The organism is Micromonospora matsumotoense, from assembly GCF_050951065.1.
Classification (GTDB): Bacteria; Actinomycetota; Actinomycetes; order Mycobacteriales; family Micromonosporaceae; genus Micromonospora; species Micromonospora matsumotoensis.
The window spans coordinates 1,538,879-1,558,071 of sequence record NZ_CP192025.1 but is presented as its reverse complement, the minus strand read 5'-3'; the positions used below and the strand labels follow the sequence as shown (position 1 = coordinate 1,558,071).

Annotated in this window: 18 protein-coding genes, 3 tRNA genes and 1 pseudogene; 8 read left to right on the top strand and 14 right to left on the bottom strand. The window is 72.4% G+C overall.

The annotated features are described in order from the left end of the window. Positions 1 to 414: 414 nt before the first annotated feature. The gene (locus tag ACQP1S_RS07145; RefSeq protein ID WP_432904409.1) at positions 415 to 672 is read left to right on the top strand and encodes a hypothetical protein; all 258 of its coding nucleotides are present in this window, start codon (positions 415 to 417) and stop codon (positions 670 to 672) included. Positions 673 to 768: 96 nt separating this feature from the next. On the opposite strand, the gene ACQP1S_RS07140 is transcribed toward ACQP1S_RS07145, so the two are convergent. From ACQP1S_RS07140 to ACQP1S_RS07130, 3 genes are all read right to left on the bottom strand, one after another. Beyond that, the gene (locus ACQP1S_RS07140) at positions 769 to 1,815 is read right to left on the bottom strand and encodes a trypsin-like serine peptidase (RefSeq protein ID WP_432904406.1); all 1,047 of its coding nucleotides are present in this window, start codon (positions 1,813 to 1,815) and stop codon (positions 769 to 771) included. Between the two features lie 251 nt (positions 1,816 to 2,066). Beyond that, positions 2,067 to 3,161 (bottom strand): D-alanine--D-alanine ligase family protein, encoded by a 1,095-nt coding sequence (locus ACQP1S_RS07135; protein ID WP_363667127.1) that lies wholly within the window; start codon positions 3,159 to 3,161, stop codon positions 2,067 to 2,069. Between the two features lie 150 nt (positions 3,162 to 3,311). Continuing rightward, on the bottom strand, positions 3,312 to 3,545 hold the full coding sequence (locus ACQP1S_RS07130; protein ID WP_432904403.1) for a hypothetical protein: 234 nt from the start codon (positions 3,543 to 3,545) through the stop codon (positions 3,312 to 3,314). A 256-nt stretch (positions 3,546 to 3,801) separates the two neighbouring features. Here ACQP1S_RS07130 and ACQP1S_RS07125 point away from each other — a divergent pair, with 256 nt between their 5' ends. Both ACQP1S_RS07125 and ACQP1S_RS07120 read left to right on the top strand, forming a co-directional pair. Then, on the top strand, positions 3,802 to 4,647 hold the full coding sequence (locus tag ACQP1S_RS07125; protein ID WP_357779064.1) for a helix-turn-helix domain-containing protein: 846 nt from the start codon (positions 3,802 to 3,804) through the stop codon (positions 4,645 to 4,647). Between the two features lie 7 nt (positions 4,648 to 4,654). Beyond that, positions 4,655 to 4,867: a DUF397 domain-containing protein gene (locus tag ACQP1S_RS07120; protein WP_432904400.1), complete on the top strand. Its 213-nt coding sequence runs from the start codon at positions 4,655 to 4,657 to the stop codon at positions 4,865 to 4,867. 129 nt (positions 4,868 to 4,996) lie between these two features. Here the strand turns inward: ACQP1S_RS07120 and ACQP1S_RS07115 are convergent, their stop codons facing one another. The 5 genes from ACQP1S_RS07115 to ACQP1S_RS07095 all read right to left on the bottom strand — a co-directional run bounded on the left by ACQP1S_RS07115 (position 4,997) and on the right by ACQP1S_RS07095 (position 9,964). Next, positions 4,997 to 6,049, bottom strand: coding sequence for an ROK family protein (locus ACQP1S_RS07115; RefSeq protein ID WP_432904397.1), 1,053 nt, complete (start codon positions 6,047 to 6,049; stop codon positions 4,997 to 4,999). A gap of 53 nt (positions 6,050 to 6,102) precedes the next feature. Continuing rightward, positions 6,103 to 6,897, bottom strand: coding sequence for a putative protein N(5)-glutamine methyltransferase (locus tag ACQP1S_RS07110; RefSeq protein WP_432904395.1), 795 nt, complete (start codon positions 6,895 to 6,897; stop codon positions 6,103 to 6,105). Between the two features lie 136 nt (positions 6,898 to 7,033). Further along, a complete protein-coding gene (locus ACQP1S_RS07105) occupies positions 7,034 to 8,194 on the bottom strand; it encodes a cystathionine gamma-lyase (protein WP_432904392.1) in 1,161 nt (386 codons plus the stop codon). After that, complete coding sequence (locus tag ACQP1S_RS07100; protein ID WP_432904390.1) at positions 8,191 to 9,198, bottom strand: NAD(P)H-dependent glycerol-3-phosphate dehydrogenase; 1,008 nt, start codon at positions 9,196 to 9,198, stop codon at positions 8,191 to 8,193. The genes ACQP1S_RS07105 and ACQP1S_RS07100 overlap by 4 nt, the downstream gene beginning before the upstream one ends. A 40-nt stretch (positions 9,199 to 9,238) precedes the next feature. After that, positions 9,239 to 9,964, bottom strand: coding sequence for a lysophospholipid acyltransferase family protein (locus ACQP1S_RS07095; RefSeq protein WP_432904387.1), 726 nt, complete (start codon positions 9,962 to 9,964; stop codon positions 9,239 to 9,241). Positions 9,965 to 10,091: 127 nt separating this feature from the next. Here ACQP1S_RS07095 and cofC point away from each other — a divergent pair. From cofC to ACQP1S_RS07075, 4 genes and pseudogenes are all read left to right on the top strand, one after another. After that, positions 10,092 to 10,756: pseudogene (gene cofC / locus ACQP1S_RS07090) on the top strand (2-phospho-L-lactate guanylyltransferase). A gap of 62 nt (positions 10,757 to 10,818) precedes the next feature. Next, on the top strand, positions 10,819 to 11,016 hold the full coding sequence (locus ACQP1S_RS07085) for a cold-shock protein (protein WP_091246217.1): 198 nt from the start codon (positions 10,819 to 10,821) through the stop codon (positions 11,014 to 11,016). Between the two features lie 219 nt (positions 11,017 to 11,235). Next, the gene (locus ACQP1S_RS07080) at positions 11,236 to 13,395 is read left to right on the top strand and encodes an RNA degradosome polyphosphate kinase (protein WP_432907846.1); all 2,160 of its coding nucleotides are present in this window, start codon (positions 11,236 to 11,238) and stop codon (positions 13,393 to 13,395) included. A 71-nt stretch (positions 13,396 to 13,466) separates the two neighbouring features. Continuing rightward, on the top strand, positions 13,467 to 14,351 hold the full coding sequence (locus ACQP1S_RS07075; protein ID WP_432904383.1) for an NUDIX hydrolase: 885 nt from the start codon (positions 13,467 to 13,469) through the stop codon (positions 14,349 to 14,351). A gap of 57 nt (positions 14,352 to 14,408) precedes the next feature. Here the strand turns inward: ACQP1S_RS07075 and ACQP1S_RS07070 are convergent, their stop codons facing one another. From ACQP1S_RS07070 to leuC, 3 genes are all read right to left on the bottom strand, one after another. Beyond that, the gene (locus ACQP1S_RS07070; RefSeq protein ID WP_432904380.1) at positions 14,409 to 15,167 is read right to left on the bottom strand and encodes an HU family DNA-binding protein; all 759 of its coding nucleotides are present in this window, start codon (positions 15,165 to 15,167) and stop codon (positions 14,409 to 14,411) included. Positions 15,168 to 15,339: 172 nt separating this feature from the next. Continuing rightward, complete coding sequence (gene leuD, locus ACQP1S_RS07065) at positions 15,340 to 15,927, bottom strand: 3-isopropylmalate dehydratase small subunit (protein WP_091245659.1); 588 nt, start codon at positions 15,925 to 15,927, stop codon at positions 15,340 to 15,342. Positions 15,928 to 15,942: 15 nt separating this feature from the next. Then, positions 15,943 to 17,385 (bottom strand): 3-isopropylmalate dehydratase large subunit, encoded by a 1,443-nt coding sequence (gene leuC, locus ACQP1S_RS07060; protein ID WP_432904377.1) that lies wholly within the window; start codon positions 17,383 to 17,385, stop codon positions 15,943 to 15,945. A gap of 49 nt (positions 17,386 to 17,434) precedes the next feature. Between leuC and ACQP1S_RS07055 the strand changes: the two genes are divergently transcribed. After that, positions 17,435 to 18,121 carry an IclR family transcriptional regulator gene (locus tag ACQP1S_RS07055; protein ID WP_088646078.1) on the top strand — a complete coding sequence of 229 codons (687 nt, stop codon included), beginning with the start codon at positions 17,435 to 17,437 and terminating at the stop codon, positions 18,119 to 18,121. 229 nt (positions 18,122 to 18,350) lie between these two features. Here the strand turns inward: ACQP1S_RS07055 and ACQP1S_RS07050 are convergent. The 3 genes from ACQP1S_RS07050 to ACQP1S_RS07040 all read right to left on the bottom strand — a co-directional run bounded on the left by ACQP1S_RS07050 (position 18,351) and on the right by ACQP1S_RS07040 (position 19,155). After that, a tRNA-Glu gene (locus ACQP1S_RS07050) sits at positions 18,351 to 18,426 on the bottom strand. A 445-nt stretch (positions 18,427 to 18,871) separates the two neighbouring features. Then, a tRNA-Glu gene (locus tag ACQP1S_RS07045) sits at positions 18,872 to 18,944 on the bottom strand. A gap of 139 nt (positions 18,945 to 19,083) precedes the next feature. Further along, positions 19,084 to 19,155, bottom strand: a tRNA-Gln gene (locus ACQP1S_RS07040). Positions 19,156 to 19,193 lie beyond the last annotated feature (38 nt).

The window sequence follows — 19,193 nt, the reverse complement described above, 5'->3', positions numbered from 1 at the left end:
AGCCCGATGGTGATCTTCGCGCGGGACTGGCCACTGATGACCCCGGCCGCGCGGTGGCGGGCCCGGCACGCGGTCGAGGAGCGCCGCCGATGAGGCCATCGCCCCGGCGCACCCCGGCGAGCGGGGACGAGGATCGACGCGTCCAGCGGGGCACCCGCGATGCGTGAGGGGCGACCCGAACCGCCGTTCCGCGTCCTGATGGTCGGCTACGTGGTCGACTTCCGCCACCGCAACGCCTGCCCCCGCTGCCGGCCCGACGGCTCCTGCCGCCGCCTCACCTCAGCTGCCGAGACCCTCCGCGCCTGGCGCGACCGACCCGGCCGCCCACTTCCCCACCACACCACACCGCCCCGCCCTCGGTGCCGGTGCCGGTGCCGGTGCCGGTGCCGGTGAGCGGCAGGGGCCGGCCGCGCCGTGAAGCCCGGTGACCTGCTGCTGATCACCCGGGCGGCCAGTGTGCAGTTCATCCGCCCGATCCGGTGCCGGCTGATCCGCATCGACGCCCGGCCGACGTACGACGGGTGGGTGTGGCTCGACGTCTACCAGCTCGACGCCCGGGACCGGGCGGTGGCCCGGCGGAGCATCTTCGTGCAGCGCGCCGGGGTACGGCAGGCCGGCCAAGGGACATCAGCCGCCGTAGCCTGCGGTCCAGCCCAGGCACGTCCAGCCTGAATCCCGGGACAGTTCTTCTCCCGAGAACCAGTCTGGTAATTGCACTCGGCGACAGCGCCCCGGCCGGCGGCCGGGGCGCTGTCGTGGGGAGAGGGATCAGGCCGGAGAGCCGGCTTCTGCGTAGTCGTACAGGCTCTTGATGTCGTCGTCGTAGTACGGGCCGTCGAATTGCCCGTTACCCGGATTGTCGCCGTGGCTGACGGTGCTGTTGATGTATCCGGCACCGATCGAGTCGTTGTATTCCTGCAACCAGGGGCCGCCGCTGGAACCGTAGGTCATGTTGCAGTACATCCGGATCTGCTGGCCGCCGGCGTCCCAGGTGGTGCCCTGGCAGTATTGCTGGCTCTCACCGCCGCCGAGGTTGGACGGGTAGCCGAGGGCGGTGACCGCGACGCTGTAGCCCCAGTTCCACCGGAGCCCGTTGCCGCCGACGGTGTCGACGACCTTGGCGTTGTAGATGCCGCCGTTGGACATCACCGCGATGCCCATGTCCTCGGCGTAGCTCGACGAGCTGGCCCACGCGCCACGGGTGGAGAGGGTGTACGCCACGAAGGTGCCGAACGGCCGGACGCCGTTGCGGTACCGGGGGACGAACTGCCAGTTGGTGTACCACCCACCGCCGGCGCCCTGGTGAACGCAGTGGCCGGCGGTCACCACGAGCCGCCGCTTGGCGCTGGCGACCGTGCTGGCCGAGCAGGAGGCGGTGCCGCCGCCGGGGACGGTGAAGTAGACCTTGCCCACGGTCACCGCCTCGTTCAGCAGCGTGCTGGGGCCACCGGCGATGCGCGGCGTCACCGGCGCGACCGAACCGGCCGGCCCGGTCGGCCTCGGCGCGCGGCCGGTCGACTGGGTGGCGGACGCCGACTTCGGGAAGTCCAGGTCGACGGCGGACGCCATGCGCGCCGGGGTCCAGAAGTCGGTCACCTCCTTGGCGATTTTCTCGTTGGTGATCGCCCGGCCGTCCAGCGTACGGGCAATCGCGGTGATGTTTCCTTTCTGGTCGACCGTGGTGGAATTCGCCTCGGCTGCCGGCGCACCGGTCAGGATCAGGGTAAATGCCGTACCGGCACTCACAGTCCAACGCAGAGCGGATTTCAAGAGGACCTCCTTATGCCCCTTGCACCATCCAGGCTCCGGAAGCATATTGAGGTTGAACTATTGATCACAACGTCGGACATTGTCAGGAATCCGTGCCACCCGAGGCGTGACCGACTCACGACAACGTCGACTTTCTTACCGATGGGATGTGCCCGCGCAATGGTCACGGCCCGATGGGGAAAGCAACGACCGCAGGACGGTAAGGGACCACCCGGATCAGGGGCCGAAGACGTGGTCGACCGACGTCGGGAGAACACGCCGGTCTGTGGGGCGGCCGACCGTCGCCGGCGGGAAGGTCAGTGCCGCTGCACGGCCGTCCGGATCAGCCGGTTGACCAGCTTGGGGTATTCCAACCCGCTGGCCGCCCACATCCGGGGGAACATCGACGTCGGGGTGAACCCGGGCATCGTGTTGATCTCGTTGAGATAGACGTCCAGGTCGGGGGTGACGAAGAAGTCGACCCGGGCCAGGCCGGCGCAGTCCAACGCGGTGAAGGCGCGGGTGGCGTACTCCTGGACCTGGCGGGTGACCCGGTCGGGCAGGCCGGCGGGGACGTCGTACTCGCAGACCTCGTCGGCGAAGAGGTACTTGGCCTCGAAGTCGTACCACTCGCGGTCGCCGACCATCCGGACCTCGGCCAGCACGGACGCCTCCGGCGCCCCACCGGCCTCGCCCTCCAGCACGCCGCACTCGATCTCCCGGCCGACCACCGCGGCCTCGACGAGCACCTTGGTGTCGATCTCACGGGCGGTGGCGACGGCGGCGTCGAGCTGCGCCCAGTCGTCGACCCGGGTGATACCGAACGACGAGCCGGCCCGGGACGGCTTGACGAAGACCGGCAGGCCCAGCCGCTGCTTGTCGGTCTCGCTGAGCGTCATCCCGTTGCGCAGCACCGCGTACGCCCCGACCGGGATGCCCTCGGCGGCGCAGAGCTTCTTGGTGAACTCCTTGTCCATCGCGGCGGCCGAGGCGAAGACGTTCGCGCCGACGTACGGGATGTCGGCCATCTCCAGCATGCCCTGGATGGTGCCGTCCTCGCCGTACGCGCCGTGCAGCACCGGGAACACCACGTCCACGTCGGCGAGCGCCCGGGGCCCCTCGGTCGGGTCGAGCACCAGCAGGCCACCGGCGGTCGGGTCGGCCCGGAGCACCACCTCGACGCCGGCCCCGGCGGTGATCTCCGGGAGCTTGCGCGCCCGGATCGCCAGCTCGCCCGGGTCCCCACTGGTCAGCACCCACTGGCCCTGACGGGTGATGCCGACCGGCACCACGTCGTACTCGTCGGGGTCGAGCGCGCCGAGCACACTGCCGGCGCTGACGCAGGAGATGCCGTGCTCGGGGCTGCGACCGCCGAAGACGATCGCCACGCGGGTCTTGCCTGGGGTGGTCACTCGGGTCACCTCTCGGTACGCGACTGCGGAGCCGTCAGTTGCGCTCACCCGACTGACCTTACTGTGGGTGGCGACGCGCCGATGGTGATACCCGGCAGGACGCGAGCCACCCTCGCGAACGGTCATCTGCCCCGATACGGTACGTGACGGTCAGGCCCGGTCGGCGGGTGGGACGCGCCGCCGCCGCCCGACGGCGATCACCTTCACCCGCTGCCGCCCGGCCCGCACCATGCCCAGCGCGGCGAACGCCCCGGCGATCCGGTCTGCGGCCTCCCGGCTGTTCGCGCCGACCACCTGGCGGCGGCGCTCGGGGCAGGCCCGCTCGTCGCGCACCTGGGCCTCCACCGGCCGGACGTCACTGAGGACCACCAGAAACCGCGTCATCGCCGTCATCAGGCCTCTCACACTCCGAAGTCCCTTCCCGACGATGGATGGCGGCGGCGGCACGTGGCGATCGGGAACGGGGGAGTAAACCCGATCGCCACGCGCCTCATCCCCTCCGGTCACTCACCATCGCCGTCGCCACGACAACCGTTGGTGAGGACTCCGTTACAGAGTGACAGGTGGACAGGCGTGAATGCAACTCTCATCGACGTTCTCTCATGCACGACTTCCCAGAGAGATATGCCACCATCAACGTATGGCTCCGAAGACCGCCCGGGCGCGCCGCCTGGGCATCGCCCTGCGCACCCACCGGGAAGCGGCCGGCCTCACCCTGGAGGCCGCCGCCGACGAGATCAACAGCACCCGCAGCACCCTGAGCCGGTACGAGAACGCGCAGACCCTGGTCAACCCGGCCACCGTCCGCGCGCTGCTCAGCCTCTACGGGGTCCGACCCGAGGAGATCGCCGCAGCGGTCCAACTCGCCAAGGACACCCGCAAGCCCGGCTGGTGGGTGCCCTACTCACACCTGCTGGACAAGCGCACCATCGACTTCATCGCGCTGGAGGCCGAGGCCACCGCGATCGCGAACTTCGAACCCTCGATCGTGCCGGGTCTGCTCCAGACCGCCGACTACATCCGGGGCGTGATGCGGGGCGGGCCGCACACCCTCACCGACGACCAGGTCGAGCAGCGGGTCAAGCTCCGCCTGGACCGGCAGCAACGGATCACCGCCGCCGAACCACCGATCTTCGACGCGATCATCGACGAGGGCGCGCTGCTGCGCCCGGTCGGCGACCGCACGGTGATGGAGGCACAGCTGAGCCACCTGCTCAAGACGGCGGAGCTGCCGAACGTCACCGTCCAGGTGATTCCGCTCTCCGCCGGCTACCACCGGGGCACCCGGGGCTCGCTGCACATCCTGGAGTTCGCCGACCCCGAGGACCCGCTGATCGCCTCGGTGGAGACCGTCGCCGGGCAGATGGTCCTGGACCGACCGCACGACCTGCGTACCTGCACCAAGATCATGGAACACCTGCGGACCGTCGCGCTCAGCCCGACGGACAGCCGCGATCGACTTCTGCAACTGATGAAGGGACGGTAGGAGACCGATGACACCGACGAGCGACGAGGCCCTGTCCGGGGCCGCCTGGCGCAAGAGCAGCCACAGCGGCGACGAGGGGGCCTGCGTCGAGCTGGCGTCGCTGCCGGGCCGGGTCGCGATCCGCGACTCCAAGGACCCGACCGGCCCGGTGCTGATCTTCCCGCCCGCCGCCTGGGCCGCCTTCGCCACCGCCCCGCCGCCACCTCCGCCCCACCGCTGATCCCGCACCGCGCCGCCCCCGCACCGCCGCTGACGCGGTGCGGGGGCGGCCGGACGGTTCGGCCGGGACCGCAGGGCGACCGGGACGGCAGGCCGGCGGGTGGCCCGGCCGCACGAGGGGGCGGCCGGGTCAGTCGATCAGGACGGCGGGCGGGATGGCGGCCGGCCGGACCGCCTCGGCCGCGGCGATGGCCACCCCGCGCGCCCCGGCCATGTCCCGGTCCGGCACCAGGGCGAAGGTGGCCAGCGCGGCCTGCTCCTCCCGGAGCACGGTGTGCGCCCGGACGGTGTCGAGAAACCAGTCCCGGAACTCCGACGTCGCCTCCACCACCCCGCCGCCGACGAAGTACGCGTGCGGGTCGGTGAAGTTCGCGGCGATGGTGAACAACCGGCCGAGCGCCGCCGCCTGCTGGGCGAAGACCTCCCGGGCCAGCGGGTCACCGCGCTCGGCGTACCCCCGCAGCAGCTTGGCGGCGCGCGCGGGCGGCTCCTGCGCCAGCGGGTGCCCGGGATTTCCGGCCAGCCGGAACGGCAGCAGGTTGCGCCCGATCGCGGTCAACGAGGCCACGCTCTCCGCGTCGCCGACGAAGCCGCAGGCGCACTGCGGTTCGGGCTGGCCGGGGGCGAGCAGCCCGGCCAGCGGGATGTGCACGTGGCCGAACTCCCCGGCCATCCCGGCCGCACCGGTGACCACCCGGCCGTCGATCACCACCCCACCACCCAGACCGGTGCCGACGATCGCCGCCACCGAGGACCGGGTCGTCGCGTCAGCTCCGAAGTGGACGTGGTGGGCGTAGAGCGCGGCGGCGTTGCCGTCGTTGTGATAGATCACCGGCAGGCCGAGACGTCGCTCCAGCGCCCCCCGCACGTCGAAGCCGTGCCAGGCGGGCTGGGCGAAGTTCGTCGACCCCCGGGACGAGATGACCCCGCTGGCGCTGGCCGGACCGGGGGTGTCCAACCCGACCGCGCGGACCCGGTCGCGGGGCACGCCGGTGTGGGCCAGCACCCCGTCGAACGCGCGGGCCAACGCCTCGATCGCCACCTCCGGCCCGGCGGTCACCTCGCTGGGGGTCTCCACCAGCCCGTCCACCAGGAACCGGCCGTCCAGGCGGAGCACCGTGGCGTTGTTGCTGGTGCCACCGTTGTCGAGGCCGACCACCACCGGCACGTCCACGTCGACCATCCGCCACCTCCACCTGGGCCTGCTGCGAGGTTAGTTCCCGTTCCCGCCGCCCGTCACGCCCCCGGCCGGCGGGCGAGCACCCCGGTGGCCTCCCACTCCTCGGCGCGCAGCACCGTCGGCAGCAGACCCAGCCCGGTCATCGCCTCGCACAACGCCTCGGCCTGCCCGGCACTGACCTCCACCACCAGGTGACCACCGGGCCGCAGCCAGTCGACCGCACCGGCCGCCACCCGGCGCAACACGGCCAGCCCGTCGCTGCCGCCGTCCAACGCCACCGACGCCTCGTGCAGCCGCGCCTCCGCCGGCATCAGCGCCACCGCCGGGGTGGGCACGTAGGGGGCATTGGCGACCACCACGTCCAACCGGCCCCGCCAGTGGAGCGGCAACGGGTCGTACAGGTCGCCCTGCACGACGGTGACGTCCCGGCCCGCCAGATTACGGCGGGCGCAGGCCACGGCGGCCGGGTCCACATCGACGGCGGCGAGCCAGCGCGGGGCGAGCCGGTCGATCAGCGCGACACTGATCGCGCCCGATCCGCAACAGAGGTCGACCAGCGCCGGGGTCGGCCCGGCGACCGACGCGGCGGCCTCCACCAGCAGCGCGGTCCGGGCCCGGGGTACGAACACCCCCGGGTCGACGGCGACCCGACGGCCGCAGAACTCGGCCCAGCCGAGCAGGTGCTCCAACGGCTCACCGGCGACCCGACGGTCGGCCAGGGCGGTCAACGCCTGCGGCGAGTCGGTGGCGGCGGTGAGCAGCGCGGCCTCGTCCTCGGCATAGACGCAGCCAGCGGCGCGCAGCCGGGCGACGAGCACGGCGTGGTCGTGGGGAAACAGATCGGATGCCATGGTGATGCCTTTCGGGAGCGCACGTCGGCGCTCCCGCCGTCGCTACCGCAGCGACGGAGACTCGACGGGGAGCGCCGGTCCTGATGTCTGGTGGATCGGACTCACCTCCTCCGGTCGGGGCCCGTACGGGCCGGCATCATGGTAGCGGACCGGCTGCCCCCGCGCTGTTCAGCGCCGCAGCCACGTCGGCGACCAGGTCGGCGGTGTCCTCCACCCCGCAGGAGAGCCGGACGAACCCGGGCGCGGTGTCGTCGCCCCACTGCGCCCGCCGGTCGGCGCTGGTGTGCAGGCCGCCGAACGAGGTCGCGGCGGTGACCAGCCGGGACGCGACGATGAACCGGGCCACCCGCTCCGCGTCACCCAGGTCGAACGAGAGCACCCCCGGCATCCGCCGCAGCTGCCGCGACGCCACCGGGTACGCCGGGTCCTCCGGCCGCCCCGGCCACCGCAGCCCGGTCACGTCGTCCCGGCCGGCGAGCAGCTCGACCAGCGTCGCCGCGTTGGCGGACTGGCGGGCCAGCCGCAGGTCCAGGGTGGCCAGCGAACGGTGCGCCAGCCAGGCGTCGAACGCCCCGGGCACCGCCCCGGTGGTGGTCCGCCAACCGGTCACCGTCTCCAGCAGCTCCGCCGACCGGGACGCCACATAGCCGAGCAGCAGATCCGAGTGGCCGGTCAGCGCCTTGGTGCCGGAGGCGACCACCAGGTCCGCACCGAGGTCCAGCGGGCGCTGCCCGAGCGGGGTGGCGGTGGTGTTGTCCACCGCGAGCAGCGCACCGGCCGCGTGCGCCGCCCCGGCCAGTACGGCGATGTCGGCCACGTCCAGGCCCGGGTTCGCCGGGGTCTCCAGCAGCACCAGCCGTACCCCGTCGAACGACGGGTACGGCCCGGCGGTGGGCACGAAGTCGACCCGTACCCCCATGCCGGCGAGGGTGGCGGTGGCGAACGCCCGGACCGGGAAGTAGCCGTCGGCGGGCAGCAGCACGGTGTCGCCGGGGCGCAGCACCGCCAGCAGCAGCCCGGTGATCGCGGCCTGCCCGGAGGCGAAGACCCGGCAGTCGCCCCCCTCCAGCTCACCGATCGCCGCCTCCAGCAGCCGGCGGGTCGGGTTGTCCGGGCGGCCGTAACCGTTCACGGCCCCGGCCGGCCCCTGCCACGGGTCGAGGTGGTACGGCGCGGCGAACACCGGACCGGGCAGGAACGGCTGGCCCGGCGCCGGCTCGGGCAGCCCGGCGTGCACGCACCGGGTGCCGTCGTGCCAGTGCGGGTGACCGGCGGGCGGGACCGGCTGGCCGCTCATTCGTACGACTCCGGCTTGGCGGTCCGGCTCATCAGGGTGTCCACCGCCAGTCTCGGGTCCATTCCCTCGTGGCAGATCCGTTCGATCTGCTCGGTGATCGGCATCTCCACCCCGTGCGCGCGGGCCAGGTCCCGGATGGCCAGGCAGCTCTTCACGCCCTCGGCGGTCTGCCGGGTGGCCGCCTGCGCCTGTTCCAGGGTCTCCCCCCGGCCCAGGTGCTCGCCGAAGGTGCGGTTGCGGGCCAGCGGCGACGAGCAGGAGGCCACCAGGTCACCCATCCCGGCCAGGCCGGCGAAGGTGATCGGGTCGGCACCGAGCGCCACGCCCAGCCGGGCGGTCTCGGCCAACCCCCGGGTCATCAGCATCGCCCGGGTGTTGTCGCCGAAGCCCATCGCGGTGGCGATCCCGTACGACAGGGCGATCACGTTCTTGACCGCCCCACCCAGCTCACAGCCGATCACGTCGTCGTTGGTGTACGGCCGGAAGTACGGGGTGCGGATCGACTGCTGCACCAGCTCGGTGCGACGGGCGTCGGTGCCGGCGACCACCGTCGCGGCCGGCTGCTCGACGGCGATCTCAGGGGCCAGGTTGGGGCCGGAGACCACCACCACCCGGTCCGGGGTGACCCGGGCGGTCTCCACGATCACCTCGCTCATCCGTCGGGTGGTGCCCAGCTCGATCCCCTTCATCAGGGAGACGAGGGTGGCGTCCGGGGCGAGGTGGCCGGCCCACTCGGCGAGGTTGCCGCGCAGCGTCTGCGACGGCACCGACAGCACCACCAACTCGGCGCCGGAGATCGCCTTGGCCGCGTCGCCGGTCGCGGTGACCCGGTCGGGCAGCCGCAGCTCCGGCAGGTAGTCGGGGTTGCGCCGGTGGGTGCGGATGGCGTCGACGACCTGCTCCCGCCGGGCCAGGATCGTCACCTCCCGACCGGCGTCGGCGAGGATCTTGGCGAACGCCGTCCCCCAGGAACCGGCCCCCAGCACCGCCACGTGACCGCTCATGCTCCTGCCGTCCCTGCGTCGTGCCGGTCGATCCACTCGCTCATTCGGTCACCTCGGGAGTACGCGGACGGACGGGACGGTCCCACAACGGCGGCGGTGTCCCGCCCCGGATGCCGGCGAGCAGGTCGCGCAGGGTCAGCATGATCTGGTCGGTCATCTCCTCCAGCACCACCCGGCTGGGGGTGGCGCCCGCCCACCGGCTCAGGTCGACCGGCGGACCGGCCACCACCGTCACCGGGGTCCGGGGCCGCAGGCCCACCCGGCTGGTACGCGGGTCGAAGAGCCGCTCCGGCCCCCACATCGCCACCGGGACCACCGGCGCGCCGGTGGCCAGCGCCAGCCGGGCCGCCCCGGTCTTGCCCCTCATCGGCCAGAGCTGCGGCTCCCGGGTGATGGTGCCCTCCGGGTAGATGACCACCGCGCCGCCCGCGTCCAGCGCGGCGACCAGCCGGTCCAGCGACTCGACCGCGACGGCGGTCTCCCGTTCCACCGGGATCTGCCGGCAGCGGTGCAGGATCCAGCCGACCACCGGGATCCGGAACACGCTGGCCTTGCCGAGGAACTGCGGCCACCGGCCGGCGTCGTAGATGAAGTGTGCGCAGACCAGCGGATCGGTGTGCGAGAGATGGTTGGGAACGATGATGATGCCGCCGTCGGTGCGCAACTGCCCGACCCCGTGCCAGGTGCGCCGGGTCCAGACCAGCATCACGGGCTTGACCAGCGCCACGGCGAACCGTGGCCAGAAACCCAGCCTGTGCCGTGTCACCCCTGCCTCCTCGTCGCCCCGCCCGCGCCGCACCCCCACCGTTGCGTGCCCGCAGCGGAAATCATGCCTGCTCGTCCCGGGTACGGCCAGTGAGGGTACCGCCGTCGACGCTGGCAGGATTGCCGACGTGGGCCAGGCGAGGTGGGTGGTGGTGGTGCCGGTGAAGCGGCTCCGTGCGGCCAAGAGCCGGCTGCGGGGCGCGCTACCGGTCGTACCGCACGGGGAGCTGGCGCTGGCGCTGGTGGCCGACACGGTCGGTGCGGCGCTGGCCTGCCCGGCGGTCGCCGAGGTCCTGGTGGTCACCGACGACCCGCAGGTGACGGCGACGGTCGGCCCGGCGGGCGCCCGGGTCGTGCCGGACCGCCCCGACGCCGGGCTGAACGCCGCCCTGCGGCACGGCGTCGAGGTGGCGGTCACCGACGGTGATTCCCGGACCTGGGTGGCGGCCCTCACCGCCGACCTGCCGGCGCTGCGCCCGGCCGAGCTGGCCGCCGCGCTGCACGCGGTCCGCACCGGCCCGGCGGGGGTACGCCGGTTCGTGGCCGACGCCCCCGGCACCGGCACCGTGCTGCTCGCCACACCGCCCGGGGTGCCGCTGGACCCCGGTTCGGGGTCGACTCGGCCGCCGCCCACCTGGCCTCCGGGGCGGTGCCGCTGCGCGGCGGCTGGCCGAGCCTGCGGCGCGACGTGGACACCGCCGCCGACCTGGCCGACGCGGCCCGGCTCGGCCTCGGCCCGGCCACCGGCGCGCTGACCGGTGTCGCCCCGGCGGGCCCCGGCCGACCCGACTGAACCGGTCGGCGGGCCCGGACCGACCACCCACCCCGGCCGACCCACCGGTGTACGGTGCTGGCATGCAGGGCACCGTGGCGACCTTCGACACACAGACCCGCACCGGTGTGCTGCTCCTCGACGACGGCACCGAGCTGCCCTTCCCGGCCCGCGCCTTCGACGCCTCCGGGCTGCGCCTGCTCCGCCTCGGCCAGCGGCTCAAGGTGGAAACCGATCCGGACGGCGGGGTCGTCCGGGTGACGTTGCCGACGATGGCCTGAACAACCCGGCCCAAGTTCATTTTGCGTTAACCAGAATCGGGTGATTATGAGCGGGTGAGCACCCCTCGCGAGCACCCCACCAGCCCGTCCGCCGCCACCGACCCGACCCGCAACGGCACCCGCCGCCGGGGCGGTTCCCGCACCCGCCGCGCCCCCGAGGACGTCGCCGCCACGGCGCCCGACTCCCCCGCCGCCAGCGCCGCCGGGGCCTCCGCCGGCCTGGACGAGGTGCTCGACACCGGCGACCGGCCCACCGCCGACGGCGGGTCCACCCCCGGAGGACCGGGCGCGGCCGACGGGCCGCCCGCCGTCGAGCCGCTGCCGGCCGACCGGTTCCTCAACCGGGAGCTGTCCTGGCTCGACTTCAACGGCCGGGTGCTGGCGCTGGCCGAGGACCCCCGCACCCCGCTGCTGGAACGGGCCAAGTTCCTGGCCATCTTCGCCAGCAACCTCGACGAGTTCTACATGGTGCGGGTGGCCGGGCTCAAGCGCCGGCTCTCCGCCGGGCTGCCGGTGCGCGGCGGGGACCGGCTGCCGCTGCGTACCCAGCTGGAACGGATCACCGAGTGCGCCGCCGGACTGGTCGCCCGGCAGGCCGCCTGCTTCGTCGACGACCTGCTGCCGAAGCTGGCCCGGGAGGACATCCGGATCCTGCGCTGGGCGGAGCTGGACGACCCGGAGCGGGAACGGCTGCGCACCTACTTCCGGGAACACATCTTCCCGGTGCTCACCCCGCTCGCGGTGGACCCCGCGCACCCCTTCCCGTACATCTCCGGGCGGTCGTTGAACCTGGCCGTGGCGGTACGCGACCCCGACGGCGGCTCGGAGCTGTTCGCCCGGGTGAAGGTGCCCAACAACGTGCCCCGTTTCGTCCGGGTGGCCCGGGACCAGCCGGGGCTGCGGATGCTGCCCGTCGAGGAACTCATCTCGGTGCACCTGGGTCAGCTCTTCTCCGGCATGCAGGTGGTCGAGTGCCACCTGTTCCGGGTCACCCGCAACGCCGAGGTCGAGGTCGACGAGGACCGCGACGAGGACCTGCTCCAGGCGCTGGAACGGGAACTGGCCCGCCGGCGCTTCGGCCCCCCGGTGCGGCTGGAGGTGGCCGCCTCCATCTCCGACCACATGCTGGAGTTGCTCGTCCGGGAGCTGGACATGGACGGGCACGACGTGCTGCGGGTGCCCGGCCTGCTGGACCTGTCGGCGCTGTGGCAGCTCTACGGCGAGGCGGACCGTCCCGACCTCAAGGACAAGCCGTTCGTGCCGGCCACCCATCCCCGGCTGGCCGAGGGCGAGGTGCCCCGCAGCGTCTTCGCCACCCTGCGCGACGGCGACGTGCTGGTGCACCACCCGTACCACTCGTTCGCCACCAGCGTGCAGCGCTTCGTCGAGCAGGCCGCCGCCGACCCGAACGTGCTGGCCATCAAGCAGACCCTCTACCGCACCAGCGGGGACTCCCCGATCGTCGACGCGCTGGTCGACGCCGCCGCCGCCGGCAAGCAGGTGGTGGTGCTGGTGGAGTTGAAGGCCCGCTTCGACGAGGTGGCGAACATCGGCTGGGCGCGCACCCTGGAACGGGCCGGCTGCCACGTCGTCTACGGCCTGGTCGGGTTGAAGACGCACTGCAAGACCGCCCTGGTGGTGCGCCAGGAGGGCAACCAGATCCGCCGGTACTGCCACATCGGCACCGGCAACTACCACCCCAAGACCGCCCGACTGTACGAGGACTTCGGCGTGCTCACCGCCGATCCGGAGATCGGCGCCGACCTGACCGACCTGTTCAACGTGCTCACCGGCTACAGCCGGCAGACCGCGTACCGGCGGTTGCTGGTCGCCCCGCAGGGCATCCGTAGCGGCCTGATCGAACGGATCGACCGGGAGATCGCGCACGTCCGGCTGGGCATGCCGGGGCTGGTGCAGTTCAAGGTGAACTCGCTGGTCGACGAGGAGATCACCGACGCGCTCTACCGGGCGTCGCGGGCCGGTGTGCACGTGGACCTGCTGATCCGGGGCATGTGCACGCTGCGGCCGGGGGTGCCGGGGCTGTCGGAGAACATCCGGGTCCGCTCGATCCTCGGCCGGTTCCTGGAGCACTCGCGGATCTTCCGGTTCGGCAACAGCGGCGACGCCGAGTTCTGGATGGGCTCGGCCGACCTGATGCACCGCAACCTCGACCGCCGGGTGGAGGCGCTGGTGCAGGTCGGTGACCCGATCGCCCGCGCCGAACTGGACCAGGTGATGACCACCGCGATGAGCCCGGACGTGGACGCGTTCGAGCTGGCCGCCGACGGCAGCTGGACCCGGCGTACCGGCACCGCCGAGGAGCCCCTGCACGACCTCCAGGAGCTGCTGCTGCGCCGGGTGGGCAGCTCCGCCAGCTGATCGGGGGGGGACCGTCCGGCGAGCCGGACGAGCGACCGGTACGACGGATCCTTCGGACGTAGGGTGACCAGATGGTGGACGAGGAGCCGGCCGGCATCCGGGCGGCCGGTGGGGTGGCGTGGCGGCCCGGCGGCGACGGCGGGATCGAGGTCTGTCTGGTGCACCGGCCCCGCTACGGCGACTGGTCGCTGCCCAAGGGCAAGCTGGAGCGCGGCGAGCATCCGCTGCTGGCCGCCGTCCGTGAGGTGGCCGAGGAGTCCGACGTGCAGGCCGTGCCGCAGGTCCGGCTGCCCACCGTGCGGTACCGCAGCGAGGGCCAGTCGAAGGTGGTCGACTACTGGTCGATGCGGGCCGTGGCCACCGGCGGCTTCCAGCCGGACACCGAGGTCGACGACGTGTGCTGGCTCGACGTCGACGCGGCGGTCCGACGGGTCAGCTACCCGCACGACGCGCAGGTGCTGGCCGCGTTCGCCGCCCTGCCTGCGGTCACCGGCACGGTGACGCTGGTCCGGCACGCGCACGCCGGTAAGCGGGCGACCTGGTCCGGGCCGGACACCGGCCGGCCGTTGGACACCGAGGGGACGGCCCAGGCGCGGGCGCTGGCACCGCTGGTCGCCCTGGTCCGTCCGGTCCGGCTGCTGTCGGCCTCGCCCCGCCGCTGCGTGCAGACCCTGGACCCGGCGGCCGCCCTGCTGGACCTGCCGATCGAGGTGTGCGGGGACTTCGACGAGCCGCAGCCGGGTCAGCAGGTCGACGAGTGCGCGCTGGCCGCCGCCGGCCGGTTGAGCGAGCTGGCCGCCCTGGGGCAGCCGGTCGGGGTGTGCAGCCAGGGCAAGGTGATCCCGGGGGCGTTGGCCCGGCTCGCCGGGCGGGAGGCCGACTTCAGCACCGCCAAGGGCGGGGGCTGGCTGCTCGCCTTCACCGCCGACCGGCTGCTCGCCGCCGACCGGCTCTGAATACCGGAAACGGGCGTCCACCGCACCGGTGGACGCCCGTTTCGTCGTACCGAGAAATCAACGCTTGGCGGCGCTCCGCTTCGCCGGCGCCTTCTTCGCGGTGGTGGCCTTGGCCGTGGTGCTCTTGGCCGTGGTGCTCTTGGCCGCGGTGGCCTTGGCCGTCGTGCTCTTGGCCGTCGTGCTCTTGGCCGCAGCGGTCTTCTTGGCCGCCGTGCTCCGGGCGGGGGTCGACTTGGTCGCCGTGGCGGTCTTCTTCGCCGGAGCAGCCTTCTTGGTGGCCGCCTTGGTCGCGGTGGCGGCCTTGGTGGCCTTCGCCGCGGTGGTCTTGGTGGCCGCGGTCGTCTTCTTGGCGGCGGTGGCCTTCGCCCCGGTCGCCTTGCTCGCCGCGGTCGTCTTCTTGGCGGCGGTGGCCTTCGCGCCGGTCGCCTTCGCGCCGGTCGCCTTGGCCCCACTCGCCTTGGCCGCGGTGGCCTTCGTGCCGGTGGTCTTGGCCGCCGCCGTGGTGGCGGTCTTCTTCGCCGGAGCAGCGGTCTTCGGCACCTTGCCGGTGGCCACCATCTCCTTGAAACCGGCGCCCGGCTTGAAGGCCGGAACGGATGTCTTCTTGACCTTCACCGCCTCGCCGGTACGCGGGTTGCGCGCTGTTCGCGCCGCCCGGACACGCTTTTCGAACGATCCGAATCCGGTGATCGCCACTTTGTCGCCCTTGGTGACCGCCGCCTGGACTTCAGCGAGGACCGCGTCGAGCGCCGCCGTCGCCGACTTCCGGTCCCCCAGGCGAGCGGCGAGCGCCTCGATGAGCTCGGCCTTGTTCACGACTTCCTCCCGATTGTGCAACTGACTCGACGCGAGCCATTCTGCGCGCACCGTATGCCCTGCGCTGCCTGGACACAAACATTCGGTGGAAAAAAGCCCTTGTGTCGTAACGGATTCGCCCCCACCGGATGAACCGGTGGGGGCGAAAACGGTGCCGTGGTCGGGCGTACGGCTAGACCACGGCGGGGCTGAACGACGGCCGACCCGCCTCGTAAGCCTCGATGTCGGCGAGGTGCCGCAGGGTGAGTCCAATGTCGTCGAGGCCCTCCATCAGCCGCCAACGGCTGTGGTCGTCCAGCGGGAACGACCAGGTGGACTCCCCGACCCGGACCTCACGGGTGGTCAGGTCGACCGTCACCGGCGTGGTCGGATCGGCCTCCACCCGGTCCCAGATCTGCTCGATCGCGGTCAGTTCCAATTCGACCGGGAGGAGCCCTTCCTTGAGCGAGTTGCCCCGGAAGATGTCACCGAACCGGGGAGAGATGACCGCCTGGAAACCCCAGTCGCGCAGCGCCCAGACGGCGTGCTCCCGGGACGACCCGGTGCCGAACTCCGGCCCGGCGACAAGGATCGACGCCCCGGAATAGACCGGGTCGTTGAGCACGAATGCGGGGTCGTCCCGCCAGGCCCGAAAGAGTCCGTCGGCGAAACCCGTCCGGGTCACCCGCTTGAGGTACACGGCCGGGATGATCTGATCGGTGTCCACATTGGAACGCCGCAGTGGCACGGCGGTGCCGGTGTGGGTGGTGAACTTGTCCATCTCTCGGCTGCCCTTCTACAGATCTGCCGGGGCGGCGAGCCGGCCGGTCACGGCGGTGGCGGCGGCGACCGGCGGCGACACCAGGTGGGTGCGCCCGCCCCGGCCCTGCCGGCCTTCGAAGTTGCGGTTGGACGTCGAGGCCGAACGCTCGCCCGGCTTCAGGGTGTCCGGATTCATGCCGAGGCACATCGAGCAGCCGGCGAACCGCCACTCCGCCCCGGCGTCGGCGAAGACCTTGTCCAACCCCTCCGCCTCGGCGGCCTCCCGGACGGCGGCGGAGCCGGGCACCACCAGCATCCGTACCCCGTCGGCGACCCGGTGGCCGCGCAGCACGTCGGCGGCGGCCCGCAGGTCCTCCAGCCGGCCGTTGGTGCAGGAACCGACGAAGACCACGTCGACGGCGAGGTCGCGCAGCGGGGTCCCGGGGGTGAGGTCCATGTACTCCAGGGCCCGGCGTGCGGCGGTCCGCTCGGCGTCGGTGTCGAAGTCCTCCGGGTCCGGCACGGCAGCGCCGAGCGGCACCCCCTGGCCGGGGTTGGTGCCCCAGGTGACGAACGGGGTGATCCGGCTCGCGTCCAGGGTCACCTCGGCGTCGAAGGCCGCGTCGGCGTCGGTGGGCAGCGTCCGCCAGTAGGCCAGCGCCGCGTCCCAGTCCGCCCCGGCCGGCGCATGCGGCCGACCCTTGAGGTACGCGAAGGTGGTCTCGTCCGGCGCGATCAGGCCCGCCTTGGCACCCCACTCGATGGACATGTTCGCCACCGTCATCCGGCCCTCCATGGACAGCGCCCGGATCGCCTCGCCCCGGTACTCCACGATGTGGCCGCGTCCACCGCCCGTGCCCACCTGCGCGATCAGCGCGAGGACCAGGTCCTTGGCGGTGACGCCGGGGCCGAGCTGACCGGTGACGTTGACCGCCATGGTCTTCGGGCGGGCCTGCGGCAGGGTCTGGGTGGCCAGGACGTGTTCGACCTCACTGGTGCCGATGCCGAAGGCCAGCGCGCCGAACGCGCCGTGGGTGGCGGTGTGCGAGTCGCCACAGACGATCGTCATTCCGGGCTGGGTCACCCCCAACTGCGGGCCGATCACGTGCACGATGCCCTGGTTCTCGTCGCCCAGGGGGTGCAGCCGCAGGCCGAACTCGGCGCAGTTGCGGCGCAACGTCTCGATCTGGGTACGCGAGGTCGGGTCCGCGATCGTCAGCAGGTCACCCCGACGCAGCCGGAACGTGGGATCGTCGTACCCGGTCGGGGTGTTGTGATCCTCGGTCGCGAGCGTGAGATCGGGTCGGCGGACCCCCCGGCCGGCCTGCCGCAGCCCGTCGAACGCCTGCGGGCTGGTCACCTCGTGCAGCAGGTGCAGGTCGATATAGAGCAGATCCGGCTCGCCCTGGGCGGTCCGTACGATGTGTGCGTCCCAGACCTTCTCGGCCAGGGTCCTCGGTTGAGTGACTCCCACCATCTGGACATCCTAAATTCTGGGAGGTAAATTTCGGCTTGTGGGACACAGTATGAGCGGTGTCGGCGTGCTCGACAAGGCGGTGGTCATCCTGGCCGCCTGTGTCGACGGCGCCAGCCTGGCCGAACTCGTTGAACGCACCAAGCTGCCCCGAGCCACCGCACATCGGCTGGCCCAGGCACTGGAGATCCACCGGATGCTGGTCCGGGACACCCAGGGGCGATGGCGTCCCGGGCCCCGGCTCGGCGAGCTGGCCAACGCCGCCCCGGACGTCCTGCTGACCGCCGCCGAGCCACTGCTGGCCGCGCTGCGCGACGCCACCGGGGAGAGCGCCCAACTCTACCTGCGCCGGGCCGACGAACGGGTCTGCGTGGCCGCCGCCGAGCGGGCCAGCGGCCTGCGGGACACCGTGCCGGTCGGCTCGGTGCTGCCCATGACGGCCGGCTCCGCCGCGCAGATCCTGCTCGCCTGGGAGCCGCCCGAGGCGGTCATGCCGCTGCTGCCCCGGTCCAAGTTCACCGGCCGCACCCTCGCCGAGGTACGCCGCCGGGGCTGGGCACAGAGCGTCGCCGAACGGGAGGCCGGTGTGGCGAGCGTCTCCGCCCCGATCCGGGACCGCACCGGCCGGGTGATCGCCTCGATCAGCATCTCCGGCCCGATCGAGCGCCTCGGCCGCCGCCCCGGCGAACGCCACGCCATGGCCGTCGTCCGCGCCGGCCAACGCCTCTCCGGCCTCTAACCCACCCACCCACCCGACCCCACCCGCCCACCCGACCCCGCCCGCCCCGTCCCGCCCCGCTGGCCGTGTTGATCAAGAGGTTTACGTCACTTTGATCTTCAGAGTTGACGCAAACCTCTTGATCAACACCAAAAAGGGGCCGGGCGGGGGGGCGGGAACGGGGGGTGTGGAGTGGGTGGGGCGGGAATGGCGATCGGCCCGACTCGACGGGCGAGACGGGCCGATCGTGTGGTAGCCCCGACCGGATTCGAACCGGCGCTACCGCCTTGAGAGGGCGGCGTCCTGGGCCACTAGACGACGGGGCCAGGCACTTTTCCTGCTTCACCACCCCGTGAGGCGGTGCGGCATTAGTCTAACGGCATCGACATCCGGCCCCCGAGACGGGGGTCGGGCCCTGCCGGCGCGCCCGAGGAGAGCAGGCGCCCGGGTGGCGAAGTAGCGGCATTCGGGTGCTCGGGACCATGCGATGTCGCCCCAGAGGCGCAGGCCTGCACGACGGGGACGGCCTGCCCAGCCAGGAGGGGCCGACGGGTCGCGGCGAGCGAGGCCGGCAGCGCGGGCGGCACGGGCCGGCCAGTACGAGGGTGGGGCGGGGGCGCATCAGCCAGCAGCATGCGTGTCGGCCCTCAGCAGTACCCGGCAGTGCGTAGCTACGGAGCGGGAGGCGGTGTACGGGCGGAGGAACCCGTCCCACCACACGGAGACGCGAAGAAGCCCGCCCCAACCAGGTGGGACGGGCTGTCAGCGTTGTAGCCCCGACCGGATTCGAACCGGCGCTACCGCCTTGAGAGGGCGGCGTCCTGGGCCACTAGACGACGGGGCCAGAACATAGCTTGTGCTTCCCTGCCCTGCCGGGCGGGGAAGCTGCACTCTACCAGAGATCAACTTCGCTCCCCTGCGGGAACGACATGGATCTCCATCAGAATCCAGCGTCCGCAGATTCGGATGAACCTGCGGTTGCGCTGGGGTACCAGGACTCGAACCTAGACTAACTGAACCAGAATCAGTTGGGCTGCCAATTACCCCATACCCCATTGGCCCCTTGTGGCGCCGGGAAGGAACTTTACCCTCC